The 12,421-nt window shown below is 41.9% G+C and carries 14 protein-coding genes; 12 read left to right on the top strand and 2 right to left on the bottom strand.

What is annotated here, in order from left to right; all coding sequences use genetic code 11:
- The first annotated feature begins 7 nt into the window (after positions 1-7).
- The 9 genes from rsmA to pflA all read left to right on the top strand — a co-directional run bounded on the left by rsmA (position 8) and on the right by pflA (position 8,421).
- Positions 8-880, top strand: a complete 873-nt coding sequence (gene rsmA / locus M1F91_RS04920; protein WP_247912864.1) for a 16S rRNA (adenine(1518)-N(6)/adenine(1519)-N(6))-dimethyltransferase RsmA — start codon at positions 8-10, stop codon at positions 878-880.
- Position 881: 1 nt separating this feature from the next.
- Positions 882-1,760 carry a ribosome small subunit-dependent GTPase A gene (rsgA, locus tag M1F91_RS04915; protein ID WP_247912893.1) on the top strand — a complete coding sequence of 293 codons (879 nt, stop codon included), beginning with the start codon at positions 882-884 and terminating at the stop codon, positions 1,758-1,760.
- A gap of 10 nt (positions 1,761-1,770) precedes the next feature.
- Positions 1,771-2,427, top strand: a complete 657-nt coding sequence (gene rpe, locus M1F91_RS04910) for a ribulose-phosphate 3-epimerase (protein WP_049529734.1) — start codon at positions 1,771-1,773, stop codon at positions 2,425-2,427.
- Positions 2,390-3,052, top strand: coding sequence for a thiamine diphosphokinase (locus tag M1F91_RS04905; protein ID WP_247912863.1), 663 nt, complete (start codon positions 2,390-2,392; stop codon positions 3,050-3,052). Before rpe ends, M1F91_RS04905 begins: the two co-directional genes overlap by 38 nt.
- Before the next feature lies 1 nt (position 3,053).
- Positions 3,054-4,310 carry a DNA recombination protein RmuC gene (locus tag M1F91_RS04900; protein ID WP_247912862.1) on the top strand — a complete coding sequence of 419 codons (1,257 nt, stop codon included), beginning with the start codon at positions 3,054-3,056 and terminating at the stop codon, positions 4,308-4,310.
- Positions 4,300-5,241 carry a 3'-5' exoribonuclease YhaM family protein gene (locus M1F91_RS04895; RefSeq protein ID WP_006152067.1) on the top strand — a complete coding sequence of 314 codons (942 nt, stop codon included), beginning with the start codon at positions 4,300-4,302 and terminating at the stop codon, positions 5,239-5,241. The genes M1F91_RS04900 and M1F91_RS04895 overlap by 11 nt, the downstream gene beginning before the upstream one ends.
- Before the next feature lie 102 nt (positions 5,242-5,343).
- The gene (gene purR, locus M1F91_RS04890) at positions 5,344-6,168 is read left to right on the top strand and encodes a pur operon repressor (RefSeq protein WP_006147832.1); all 825 of its coding nucleotides are present in this window, start codon (positions 5,344-5,346) and stop codon (positions 6,166-6,168) included.
- Positions 6,169-6,240: 72 nt separating this feature from the next.
- Positions 6,241-7,494, top strand: a complete 1,254-nt coding sequence (locus M1F91_RS04885; RefSeq protein WP_247912861.1) for a diaminopimelate decarboxylase — start codon at positions 6,241-6,243, stop codon at positions 7,492-7,494.
- Between the two features lie 132 nt (positions 7,495-7,626).
- Positions 7,627-8,421, top strand: coding sequence for a pyruvate formate-lyase-activating protein (gene pflA, locus M1F91_RS04880; RefSeq protein WP_004251620.1), 795 nt, complete (start codon positions 7,627-7,629; stop codon positions 8,419-8,421).
- 74 nt (positions 8,422-8,495) lie between these two features.
- Here pflA and yidC read toward each other — a convergent pair whose 3' ends face one another.
- Both yidC and M1F91_RS04870 read right to left on the bottom strand, forming a co-directional pair.
- Positions 8,496-9,428 carry a membrane protein insertase YidC gene (gene yidC / locus M1F91_RS04875; RefSeq protein ID WP_247912860.1) on the bottom strand — a complete coding sequence of 311 codons (933 nt, stop codon included), beginning with the start codon at positions 9,426-9,428 and terminating at the stop codon, positions 8,496-8,498.
- A gap of 76 nt (positions 9,429-9,504) precedes the next feature.
- Positions 9,505-9,783: an acylphosphatase gene (locus M1F91_RS04870; protein WP_247912859.1), complete on the bottom strand. Its 279-nt coding sequence runs from the start codon at positions 9,781-9,783 to the stop codon at positions 9,505-9,507.
- 33 nt (positions 9,784-9,816) lie between these two features.
- Between M1F91_RS04870 and M1F91_RS04865 the strand changes: the two genes are divergently transcribed.
- The 3 genes from M1F91_RS04865 (at position 9,817) to asnA (ending at position 12,382) form a co-directional block, all read left to right on the top strand.
- The gene (locus M1F91_RS04865) at positions 9,817-10,557 is read left to right on the top strand and encodes an RNA methyltransferase (protein WP_247912858.1); all 741 of its coding nucleotides are present in this window, start codon (positions 9,817-9,819) and stop codon (positions 10,555-10,557) included.
- Positions 10,558-10,610: 53 nt separating this feature from the next.
- The gene (locus M1F91_RS04860; RefSeq protein WP_004251653.1) at positions 10,611-11,294 is read left to right on the top strand and encodes a Bax inhibitor-1/YccA family protein; all 684 of its coding nucleotides are present in this window, start codon (positions 10,611-10,613) and stop codon (positions 11,292-11,294) included.
- A gap of 95 nt (positions 11,295-11,389) precedes the next feature.
- Positions 11,390-12,382: an aspartate--ammonia ligase gene (gene asnA / locus M1F91_RS04855; protein ID WP_247912857.1), complete on the top strand. Its 993-nt coding sequence runs from the start codon at positions 11,390-11,392 to the stop codon at positions 12,380-12,382.
- The last annotated feature ends 39 nt before the right edge of the window (positions 12,383-12,421 follow it).

Here is a 12,421-nt window from a genome sequence, read left to right as displayed (position 1 = left end):
AGAATAAATGAGAATTGCAGATTATAGCGTGACCAAGGCAGTACTGGAGCGTCACGGTTTTACCTTTAAAAAATCCTTCGGGCAAAATTTCTTGACCGATACCAATATCCTTCAAAAAATTGTGGATACGGCTGAAGTTGATGACCAGGTCAATGTTATTGAAATTGGTCCAGGAATTGGTGCCTTGACGGAATTTTTGGCTGAGCGTGCGGCTGAAGTTATGGCCTTTGAGATTGACCACCGTTTGGTGCCAATTCTAGCAGATACCCTGCGTGATTTTGACAATGTTACCGTAGTCAACGAGGACATTCTAAAAGTCGATCTAGCGCAACATATCCAGAATTTCAAAAATCCTGATTTACCAATTAAGGTAGTGGCAAACTTGCCTTACTATATCACAACTCCTATTCTCATGCACTTGATTGAAAGTGGCATTCCTTTTAGTGAGTTTGTGGTCATGATGCAAAAAGAAGTGGCAGATCGTATCTCTGCTAAGCCAAATACCAAGGCTTACGGTAGCTTGTCAATTGCAGTTCAGTATTATATGACTGCCAAGGTTGCCTTTATCGTGCCTCGTACAGTATTTGTGCCAGCGCCAAATGTAGATTCAGCTATCCTGAAAATGGTACGTCGTCCAGAACCAGCTGTAGCAGTTGAAGACGAGAACTTCTTCTTTAAGGTTTCCAAGGCTAGTTTCACCCATCGTCGCAAGACCTTGTGGAACAACTTGACAGGTTACTTTGGGAAAACTGAGGAGATCAAGGACAAACTGACAAAGGCTTTAGATCAAGCGGGCTTGTCACCGAGTGTACGTGGTGAAGCTCTGGGCTTAGAAGAATTTGCCAGTCTAGCAGATGCGCTTAAAGGACAAGGGCTCTAAGATGCAGGGACAAATCATTAAAGCCTTGGCTGGCTTCTACTATGTGGAGAGTGAGGGCCAGGTTTATCAAACACGCGCCCGTGGGAATTTTCGTAAAAAAGGCCATACGCCCTATGTTGGGGATTGGGTAGATTTTTCTGCAGAGGAGAACTCAGAAGGCTATATTTTGGAAATTCATGAACGAAAAAATAGTCTGGTTCGTCCACCCATTGTCAATATTGACCAAGCCGTTGTCATTATGTCCGTTAAAGAACCTGACTTTAATAGCAACTTGTTGGATCGGTTCTTGGTTCTTTTAGAGCACAAGGGGATTCATCCTATCGTCTATATTTCCAAGATGGACTTACTGGAAGATGGGGGAGAACTGGACTTTTACGAGCAGACCTATCGTGCTATTGGTTACGATTTTGTGACTAGTAAAGAGGAACTCTTGCTCTTGTTGACAGACAAAGTGACAGTCTTTATGGGGCAGACAGGTGTTGGAAAGTCAACCCTCCTTAATAAAATTGCTCCTGACCTCAATCTAGAGACGGGAGAAATCTCTGATAGTCTAGGCCGTGGTCGTCATACCACTCGAGCTGTTAGTTTTTACAACCTAAATGGAGGCAAAATCGCAGATACACCAGGTTTTTCGTCGCTAGATTATGAAGTATCAAGTGCTGAAGAGCTGAACCAGGCCTTTCCAGAGATTGCTAGTGTCAGTCGCGACTGTAAGTTCCGTACTTGTACGCATACTCATGAACCATCTTGTGCAGTGAAACCAGCAGTAGAAGAGGGCATCATTGCAAACTTCCGTTTCGACAACTATCTGCAATTTCTCAGTGAGATTGAAAATCGCAGAGAAACCTATAAAAAAGTCAGCAAAAAAATTCCAAAATAAGGAGAAACCTATGTCTCAATACAAGATTGCTCCGTCAATTCTGGCAGCAGATTATGCCAACTTTGAACGTGAAATTAAACGCCTAGAAGCAACTGGGGCAGAATACGCCCATATCGATATCATGGATGGTCACTTTGTACCTCAGATCAGCTTTGGTGCAGGTGTAGTCGAAAGTCTTCGACCTCATAGTAAGATGGTCTTTGACTGCCACTTGATGGTATCAAATCCCGAACATCATTTAGAGGATTTTGCGCGTGCAGGAGCTGACATCATCAGCATTCATGTTGAAGCGACACCTCATATCCATGGCGCTCTTCAAAAGATTCGTTCTCTCGGTGTTAAACCTTCGGTTGTCATTAACCCAGGTACGCCTGTTGAGGCGATTAAACATGTCCTTCATTTGGTTGACCAAGTATTAGTCATGACGGTTAATCCTGGTTTTGGTGGGCAAGCTTTTCTGCCTGAAACCATGGATAAGATTCGTGAGTTGGTTGCCCTTCGTGAGGAAAAAGGCTTGAACTTTGAAATCGAAGTCGATGGTGGTATTGATGACCAAACCATTGCTCAAGCCAAAGAAGCTGGCGCTACAGTTTTTGTAGCGGGATCTTATGTCTTTAAGGGAGATGTCAATGAACGAGTGCAAGCTCTCAGAAATCAACTGGACTAAAGCTGCAGTTTTTGCAGGGGGAGATCGCGGTCACTACCGGACAGATTTTGACTGTTTTGTCGGTGTGGATCGAGGCTCACTCTGGGTATTGGAAGAAGAACTTCCTCTTGCTTTAGCAGTTGGGGATTTTGATTCTGTGACTGTAGAAGAACGTCAGTTGATTCAAGAACATGCCCAGCATTTTGTCCAAGCTCAGCCAGAGAAGGATGATACCGATCTGGAACTAGCACTGTTAACGATTTTTGAAAAAAATCCTCAGGCTCAGGTAACCATTTTTGGTGCCCTAGGTGGTCGCATCGACCATATGCTGGCGAATGTCTTTCTTCCCAGCAATCCCAAATTAGCACCTTACATGCGTCAAATAGAGATTGAGGATAGGCAAAACTTGATTAGCTATTGCCCAGAAGGGATCAGTCAGCTAGAACCACGTTCGGACTATGATTATCTTGCTTTTATGCCTGTGAGGGATAGTCAGTTGACTATTATCGGAGCCAAGTATGAACTGACGGAGGCGAATTTTTTCTTTAAGAAAGTTTACGCTTCTAACGAATATATAGATAGGGAAGTTTCGGTGACTTGCCCAGATGGCTATGTGGTTGTACTGCATAGCAAGGACAGGAGATAGGATGGAGATTATATTACTACTGTTACTAATTGCTAACCTAGCCGGCCTCTTTCTTATTTGGCAAAGGCAGGATAGGCAGGAGAAATACCTGACCAAAAGTTTAGAAGACCAGGCAGATAACCTTTCAGATCAGTTAGATTATAGATTTGAGCAAGCCAGACAGTCTAGTCAGCTGGACCAAAAAAATCTTGAAGTGGCTGTTAGCGACCGTTTGCAGGAGGTGCGAATCGAATTGCACCAAGGTCTGACCCAGGTTCGACAGGAGATGAATGAAAACCTCCTCCAAACCAGAGATAAGACTGACCAACGACTACAGGCCTTGCAGGAGTCAAATGAGCAACGTTTAGAGCAGATGCGCCAAACGGTCGAGGAAAAGTTAGAAAAGACCTTGCAGACACGCTTGCAAGCGTCTTTCGAGACAGTTTCAAAACAACTGGAATCTGTCAATCGTGGCCTTGGAGAAATGCAGACGGTTGCCCGTGATGTCGGCGCTCTTAATAAGGTCTTATCTGGTACAAAATCTCGAGGAATTCTAGGAGAATTACAACTGGGGCAGATTATCGAAGATATCATGACACCTGCCCAGTATGAACGAGAATTTGCAACGGTTGAAAACTCTAGTGAACGTGTGGAATACGCCATCAAGTTGCCAGGGCAAGGTGACCAGGAATATGTCTATCTACCGATTGATTCTAAGTTTCCACTGGCAGATTATTACCGTCTGGAAGAAGCCTATGAAGCAGGTGATAAGGATGAAATCGAAAGTTGTCGCAAATCCCTCCAAACAAGCGTTAAGCGTTTTGCCAAGGATATCAAGAGTAAGTATCTGGCACCACCTCGGACAACCAATTTTGGAGTCTTGTTTGTTCCAACCGAAGGTCTCTATTCAGAAATCGTTAGAAATCCGATTTTCTTTGATGGTTTGAGACGGGAGGAGCAGATTATTGTCGCAGGTCCAAGTACCTTGTCAGCCCTCCTTAACTCCCTATCTGTTGGCTTCAAGACTCTGAATATCCAAAAGAGTGCTGACCATATTAGCCAAACTCTAGCCAACGTCAAAACCGAATTTGGCAAGTTTGGTGGTATTCTGGTTAAAGCGCAAAAACACCTCCAGCATGCCACTGGTAATATTGATGAATTACTAAACCGTCGTACTTCAGCTATCGAGCGAACTCTCCGACATATTGAATTGTCAGAAGGTGAGCCTATGCTTGATTTGCTCCAGTTCCAAGAAGATGAGGAAGAATATGAAGATTAGTCACATGAAAAAAGATGAACTGTTCGAGGGCTTTTACCTGATTAAATCAGCCGATCTGAGACAGACACGTGCTGGGAAAAATTACCTAGCTTTCACCTTCCAAGATGATAGTGGGGAAATCGAAGGAAAGCTTTGGGATGCTCAACCTCATAACGTTGAGGCCTTTACTGCAGGAAAAGTTGTCCACATGCAAGGGCGTCGTGAAGTTTACAACAACACTCCACAGGTAAATCAAATCACCCTTCGCTTACCTCAGCCTGGCGAACCCAATGACCCAGCAGACTTCAAGGTCAAATCACCAGTGGATGTTAAAGAAATCCGTGAGTACATGGCACAGATGATTTTCAAGATTGAAAATCCCATCTGGCAACGAATCGTTCGGGCCCTCTATACCAAATATGATAAAGAATTTTATTCTTATCCAGCTGCAAAAACCAACCACCATGCCTTTGAAACAGGGCTTGCTTATCATACAGCGACTATGGTTCGTTTAGCAGAGGCAATTGCAGATGTCTACCCACAGCTCAATAAGAGCTTGCTCTATGCGGGAATTATGCTTCATGACCTGGCTAAGGTTATTGAGTTAACAGGTCCGGACCAGACAGAGTATACAGTCAGAGGAAATCTTATCGGCCATATCGCCTTGATTGATAGCGAGATTACAAAAGCGGTTATGGAACTTGGCATTGATGATACTCGAGAAGAAGTGGTGCTTCTGCGCCATGTGATTCTCAGCCACCATGGATTACTCGAGTATGGTAGTCCTGTTCGTCCTCGTGTGATGGAAGCTGAAATTATTCATATGATTGATAATTTGGATGCGAGTATGATGATGATGTCAACAGCTCTGGCTCTTGTTGATGAGGGTGAAATGACCAATAAAGTCTTTGCAATGGACAATCGTTCCTTCTACAAGCCAAAATTAGACTAGAAACTAAAAAAATGAGCTTTATTTAGACGATAAAGTTCGTTTTTTTTGCTTTAGTGTGTTATAATGAGAAAAAGACTAATTAAAAAGAATGGTGAATAACTAATGAAATTAAGAAGAAGTGATCGGATGGTTGTTATTTCCAATTATTTGATTAACAATCCATACAAATTAACCAGTCTCAATACCTTTGCGGAAAAGTATGAATCTGCCAAATCTTCTATTTCAGAAGATATTGTCATTATTAAGCGAGCCTTTGAAGAAATTGAAATCGGCCATATTCAAACGGTGACAGGTGCTGGTGGTGGGGTTATTTTCACACCATCTATCTCTACCCTTGAGTCCAAAACAATCATCCAAGAGCTTCGCGATAAACTTTCAGAGAGCGACCGCATTCTTCCAGGAGGCTACATTTATTTGTCTGATCTCCTTAGCACTCCAGCTATTTTGAAAAATATCGGCCGCATTATTGCCAAGAGCTTTATGGACCAAAAGATTGATGCTGTTATGACTGTTGCAACAAAAGGGGTTCCGCTTGCAAATGCGGTAGCAAATGTTCTCAACGTACCTTTTGTTATTGTCCGTCGTGACTTGAAAATCACAGAAGGCTCAACTGTAAGTGTTAACTATGTTTCAGGTTCTAGCGACCGTATTGAAAAAATGTTCCTTTCAAAACGTAGCCTTAAAGCAGGAAGCCGTGTCTTGATTGTTGATGACTTCTTGAAAGGTGGAGGAACCATTAACGGTATGATTAGCCTTTTAACAGAGTTTGACTCTGAGTTAGCTGGTGTAGCTGTCTTTGCTGATAATGCGCAGGAAGATCGTGAACAGCAGTTTGACTATAAATCGCTCTTAAAAGTTACCAATATTGATGTGAAGAACCAACAAATTGAAGTTGAAGTTGGGAACATCTTCGAAACAGAAAAATAAGAGAGAATAAGATGCTTAAAGGTTGGAACTTTCGTCCCAGCCTTTCTTTGATAATGAATATAAAGGAGTCTTATGAAAGCACCATTTATCAAACGTGAAGCCCTAGAAAAGATTGTTGAGGAGTTTCCAACCCCATTCCATCTCTACGATGAAAAAGGTATCCGCGAGAAAGCACGCGCAGTAAATAAAGCCTTTTCTTGGAATAAGGGATTCAAAGAATACTTTGCAGTTAAGGCAACCCCAACCCCTGCTATCTTGAAGATTTTGCAAGAAGAAGGATGTGGAGTGGATTGTTCTAGTTATGTAGAGCTCTTGATGAGTCATAAGCTTGGATTTACAGGGGCGGAGATGATGTTTTCATCAAACAATACACCAGACCAAGAGTACGCCTATGCCCGTGAATTAGGGGCGACTATCAACTTGGATGCCTTTGAAGATATCGACCATTTAGAGCGTGCAGCAGGTATTCCAGAGATTATTTCTTGCCGTTATAATCCTGGTGGAGTATTTGAACTCGGAACAGACATTATGGATAATCCTGGTGAAGCTAAGTTCGGGATGACTAAGGAACAGCTTTTTGAAGCCTTTGCCATCTTGAAAGAAAAGGGAGCTAAAACCTTTGGGATTCATTCCTTCCTAGCTTCTAATACAGTGACTCACCTCTACTATCCAGAATTAGCACGTCAGCTCTTTGAGTTAGCTGTAGAAATCAAGGAAAAATTAGGAATTTCTCTTGATTTCATCAATCTTTCTGGAGGGATCGGGGTCAACTATCGTCCGGACCAGGAGCCAAATAATATTGCTTTAATTGGTGAGGGTGTTCGTCAGGTTTATGAAGAAGTTCTTACGCCAGCAGGTCTTGGTCAAGTTAAGATTTTTACAGAACTTGGACGCTTTATGTTGGCGCCTCATGGAATTCTAGTGACTAAAGTAACCCATAAAAAGAAAACCTACCGTACCTATCTAGGAGTAGATGCGTCAGCTGTTAACCTGATGAGACCAGCTATGTATGGAGCTTATCACCACATCACCAATATGATGAATCCTGACGGTCTGACTGAAGTGGTTGATGTTGTTGGTTCACTTTGTGAAAACAACGATAAGTTTGCAGTTAATCGTGAACTACCTCAAACAGAAATTGGTGATTTATTAGTCATTCATGATACAGGTGCGCATGGCTTCTCTATGGGCTACCAGTACAATGCCAAACTTCGTTCAGCAGAGGTCCTCTATACAGAGGCCGGTGGTGCACGGCTAATCCGTAGAGCAGAGCGACCTGAGGACTATTTTGCAACTCTCTATGGATTCGACTTTGACAAGGATTAGAAGAACTTTTGAAAATCATGAAAGTTGAAAGTGAAAAACAGTTTGTTTTCTAAAAAATAGACAAAATCTATTGTTTTTCCTTTCAAGCGTGATATAATAAAATTATAAAACGGTTTCAAGGAAGGTGACGTGATGTCTGAAGAAACAATTGACTATGGACAAGTGACAGGAATGGTGCATTCGACAGAGAGTTTTGGGGCGGTAGATGGCCCTGGGATTCGTTTTATTGTCTTTTTGCAGGGCTGTCAGATGCGTTGCCAGTATTGCCATAACCCTGATACATGGGCGATGGAAACCAATAAATCTCGTGTACGAACAGTAGATGATGTTCTAGAAGAAGCGCTTCGTTATCGTGGTTTCTGGGGAGACAAAGGAGGAATTACTGTCAGTGGAGGAGAAGCTCTCTTGCAGATTGATTTCTTGATTGCTCTCTTTACAAAAGCAAAAGAAAAAGGAATCCACTGTACCTTGGATACTTGTGCCCTTCCATTCCGTAATAAACCACGTTATCTTGAAAAATTCAACAAACTAATGGCTGTGACAGACTTGGTTCTCCTTGATATCAAGGAAATCAACGAAGCACAACACAAGATTGTAACCAGTCAAACCAATAAAAATATCTTGGCTTGTGCTCAGTACTTATCAGATATTGGGAAACCTGTTTGGATTCGTCACGTTCTTGTGCCTGGATTGACAGACCGTGATGAAGATTTGATTGAACTTGGGAAGTTCGTAAAAACTCTTAAAAACGTTGATAAGTTTGAAATCCTACCCTACCACACTATGGGAGAATTCAAATGGCGTGAACTTGGGATTCCGTATTCACTTGAAGGGGTTAAACCTCCAACAGCAGATCGTGTGAAGAACGCTAAGGAATTGATGGATACAGAAAGCTATCAAGATTACATGAAACGTGTACACGGATAAAAAGAAGCCTGATGGGAACATCGGGCTTTTCTGATATAAAAAAAGCTTAGCTCGAATGCTAAGCCTTTTATTTTTTATCTAGAATGTTGTTTTCCAGAATTGCGTTTTTTATTTTTCTTCTTAGCAGAAGTTGAGATAACTGCAGCTGATTCAGGGGTTACATCTTTACGAGCAGCTGAAGTTTTACTTGCTTTTGGGGGGTTCTTAGAATATTCTTCGCGTACTTTTTTACGAAGTTTTGGACGAATGATGTAGTTGACGATGAATTGTTGAAGGATCATCATGAAACCACCGACAACCCAGTAAAGCGTAACGCTGGCTGGTGAGAAAATTGAGAACATGACAATCATCATAGGGCTCATGTAAATCATCTTCTTAAGTTGTTCTCTTTGAGTCTCGTCTTCAACTCCGTGTAGTGAAAGGAGCGATTGGACGTAGTAGAGAACACCTGCACAGGCGATAAGAATCCAACTTGGAGAACCAAGTGAGATTCCTAAGAAGCTAGCTCCAGCAACACCGTCTGTATGTTGAGCTGCAAAATAGATGGCTGAGAAGAAAGGCATTTGAATGAGAAGAGGGAAACATCCAACACCACCAAACATGCTGATACCGTGCTCTTTTTGAGCAGCAAAGAGAGCTTGTTGGGCTTCTAGTTTTTCTTCTTGAGTTGTTGCCTCTTTGAGGCGTGTTTGATGTGGCTCAAGAACGTGTTTGAGGGCGTTCATCTTTTCAGAGTGAAGCGTTGCCTTCCATGATTGGTAGATACCAAGTGGCAAAATAATCAAGCGGACGATAATGGTTACGATAATAATAGCGACCCCGAAGCCGAGACCGAGACCTTGGTCATCGGCAAAGTATTTGATAGCTTCAGCCATAGGGGCACCCAAGAAATCCCAAACGGGACCAATTGGCTTACCTGTTGCTTTATCAACCTGGACACAGCCTGTTAAGACTAATAGCATGGCCACTCCCATGATAGAGAGGGCGATTCGTTTAATTGATTTCACTGTTTTAATTCCTTCTTAAAAATGATACCTTTCTATTCTACTGTTTTTTTTGAAAATATACAATAGTTCTAGAGACCTAATTTGCTACTTTGAAATCTGAATAGGATGGGAAGTTGCTCAATTGAACATCTAGATAGGTTACTTTTGAGAAGGGAGTAGGTCCTTTTCGGATTTCTTGGATGAACTTAGCCATGATAGCTGAAGACTCTGCTTGGGCAAGGATTTCAACGGTTCCGTCATCGTTGTTCCAGACACGACCAGTGACTCCACCTATTTCGAGGGCAAGGGTATAGACGCCCCAGCGAAAGCCAACACCTTGGACGCGACCCTGTGCGATCATTTTGACCTTTTGCATACCAAACCTCCTTGATTGTGTTATAATATTTCTATGACTATTATAACCTCTAAAGCCAATTCTGTGGTAAAAAATGCCAAAAAATTACATCAAAAAAAATATCGGAAAACCTCTTACTTGATTGAGGGCTGGCACTTGTTTGAAGAAGCTGTTCAAGCTGGTGCAAAGATTGAGAAAATTTTTGCTCTGGTAGAGTATGGAGATAAACTGGTAGACTATCCTCAAACTGTTTTTGTAACCGAAGAAATTCTGCTTGATTTAGCAGATTCGCAAACGCCTCAGGGGATCGTTGCCATTGTTCAAAAGGAGGAAGAGCAGTTGCCGGATTTGAGCCAAGGGAAATATCTTTTCTTGGAAGACGTGCAGGATCCTGGAAATGTTGGCACAATGATCCGAACGGCAGATGCAGCAGGTTTTTCGGGAGTCATTGTTTCAAGCAAGTCAGCAGATATTTATAGTTTGAAGACTCTCCGATCCATGCAGGGCAGTCATTTTCACGTACCGATTTATCGGATGCCTGTTGAAACTTTTGTTGAAGAGGCTAAAAAGGGCAATTTACCAATTCTGGCAACTACTTTGTCCCAAAACTCTAAAGATTATCGTGAGCTTGCTCAGCTAGAAGATTTCGCCTTGGTCATGGGAAATGAAGGTCAAGGAATCAGTCAATTCATGACAAATCAGGCAGACCAACTGGTTCATATTACCATGAAAGGACAAGCGGAAAGTCTCAACGTTGCCATTGCTGCAGGCATACTCATGTTTTATTTGAGTTAAAATAGTTTATTTTTGTTATAATCAGTAAAAAGATTTCATAAGGAGAAAAAGATATGAATCAAACAATTATTCAAGAACGTTCTGGTCTGAATCAATTTTATGCAAAAGTCTATGCTTTTGTCGGGATTGGGATTGCCTTATCTGCAATCGTTTCAGCCTTGATGTTAACAACCTTCCAAGATCTTCTTGTTCAGTTAATGCTTAACGCCCGCATATGGTTAATTGTCACAGGAATTGTAGAAGTAGCTCTAGTGATTTTTGCGAGTGGTTTAGCGATAAAGAATAGTCCAGCAACCTTTCCAATATTCCTGCTCTATTCAGCGGTCAATGGTTTTTCACTAAGCTTCATTGTGTCGCTCTATCTTCCTGGGACAGTTTTGACAGCCTTTATCTCCAGTGCAGCCCTCTTCTTCGTGATGGCTATCATAGGAGTAGTCATTAAAAAGGATTTGAGTGGAATCGGTCGTGCTTTGATTGCAGCCCTATTTGGTTTGATACTAGCTATGGTTGTCAATATCTTCTTAAATAGTGACCTAATGGATTACATTATTAGTATTGTTATGGTGCTTGTTTTTGCAGGTCTGATTGCTTGGGATAATCAAAAAATTCGTTATGTTTACGAAGAGTCAGATGGTCAGGTAGCTACAGGCTGGGCAATTTCTTTAGCACTTAGCCTCTACCTCGACTTTATCAACCTCTTCCTTAGCTTCCTACGTATCTTTGGAAGAGACGATTAATACTTTTAGAGCTCAAATGAGCTCTTTTTTAATTTTTACTTTCATTTTTACTAACAAAAAGGTATAATCTTCTTATTATTCAAAAGGAGGAACGTATGAAGAAAAGTTTTATCCATCAGCAAGAAGAGATTTCCTTTGTAAAAAATACCTTTACCCAGTATTTGAAAGATAAGTTAGAAGTAGTAGAAGTGCAGGGTCCAATCTTGAGTAAGGTTGGAGACGGGATGCAGGATAACCTTTCAGGGATTGAACATCCGGTATCTGTTAAGGTTTTACAAATCCCAGACGAAACCTACGAGGTGGTACATTCGCTTGCTAAGTGGAAACGGCATACTTTGGCACGTTTTGGTTTCGGTGAAGGAGAAGGTCTCTTCGTTCACATGAAGGCTCTTCGTCCAGACGAAGATTCACTAGATGCGACTCACTCGGTTTATGTGGACCAGTGGGACTGGGAAAAGGTTATTCCTAATGGACAACGCAACATAGCCTATCTTAAAGAAACGGTTGAAAAAATTTATAAGGCTATTCGTTTGACTGAGTTAGCAGTTGAAGCACGTTACGATATTGAGTCAATCTTGCCCAAACAAATTACCTTTATCCATACAGAAGAGTTGGTTGAACGCTACCCAGACTTAACTCCAAAAGAACGTGAAAATGCTATCTGTAAGGAATATGGTGCGGTCTTCCTAATTGGTATCGGTGGTGTATTGTCAGATGGAAAACCTCATGACGGACGTGCGCCGGACTATGATGACTGGACAACAGAATCTGAAAATGGCTACAAGGGTCTAAATGGAGATATCCTTGTTTGGAATGATAATTTGGGTGCAGCCTTTGAATTGTCTTCAATGGGGATTCGTGTCGATGAAGACACTCTTCGTCGTCAGGTAGCTATTACGGGAGATGAAGATCGCTTGAGTCTAGAATGGCATAAGGCTCTCTTGAACGGACTTTTCCCTTTGACAATCGGTGGAGGAATTGGACAGTCTCGTATGGCCATGTTCTTACTTCGTAAGAAACACATCGGTGAAGTTCAAACCAGTGTTTGGCCACAAGAAGTCAGAGATACTTACGAGAATATTCTTTAATCAATCGAACCGAGAGGTTCGATTTTCTTATTTCATCAG

Origin of the sequence: Streptococcus sp. oral taxon 431 (assembly GCF_023110115.1) — a bacterium.
GTDB lineage: Bacteria > Bacillota > Bacilli > Lactobacillales > Streptococcaceae > Streptococcus.
This window is presented reverse-complemented; position numbering and strand designations above follow the sequence as displayed.

Excerpts from the sequence above, each read along its gene's own strand:
- M1F91_RS04895 (WP_006152067.1), top strand. The coding sequence starts at position 4,300 with ATGAAGATTAGTCACATGAAAAAAGATGAACTGTTCGAGGGCTTTTAC.
- rsgA (WP_247912893.1), top strand. The coding sequence starts at position 882 with ATGCAGGGACAAATCATTAAAGCCTTGGCTGGCTTCTACTATGTGGAG.
- rsmA (WP_247912864.1), top strand. The coding sequence starts at position 8 with ATGAGAATTGCAGATTATAGCGTGACCAAGGCAGTACTGGAGCGTCAC.
- M1F91_RS04905 (WP_247912863.1), top strand. The coding sequence starts at position 2,390 with ATGAACGAGTGCAAGCTCTCAGAAATCAACTGGACTAAAGCTGCAGTT.
- M1F91_RS04870 (WP_247912859.1), bottom strand. The coding sequence starts at position 9,783 with ATGCAAAAGGTCAAAATGATCGCACAGGGTCGCGTCCAAGGTGTTGGC.
- pflA (WP_004251620.1), top strand. The coding sequence starts at position 7,627 with ATGTCTGAAGAAACAATTGACTATGGACAAGTGACAGGAATGGTGCAT.
- rpe (WP_049529734.1), top strand. The coding sequence starts at position 1,771 with ATGTCTCAATACAAGATTGCTCCGTCAATTCTGGCAGCAGATTATGCC.
- M1F91_RS04865 (WP_247912858.1), top strand. The coding sequence starts at position 9,817 with ATGACTATTATAACCTCTAAAGCCAATTCTGTGGTAAAAAATGCCAAA.
- M1F91_RS04900 (WP_247912862.1), top strand. The coding sequence starts at position 3,054 with ATGGAGATTATATTACTACTGTTACTAATTGCTAACCTAGCCGGCCTC.
- M1F91_RS04885 (WP_247912861.1), top strand. The coding sequence starts at position 6,241 with ATGAAAGCACCATTTATCAAACGTGAAGCCCTAGAAAAGATTGTTGAG.
- purR (WP_006147832.1), top strand. The coding sequence starts at position 5,344 with ATGAAATTAAGAAGAAGTGATCGGATGGTTGTTATTTCCAATTATTTG.
- M1F91_RS04860 (WP_004251653.1), top strand. The coding sequence starts at position 10,611 with ATGAATCAAACAATTATTCAAGAACGTTCTGGTCTGAATCAATTTTAT.
- asnA (WP_247912857.1), top strand. The coding sequence starts at position 11,390 with ATGAAGAAAAGTTTTATCCATCAGCAAGAAGAGATTTCCTTTGTAAAA.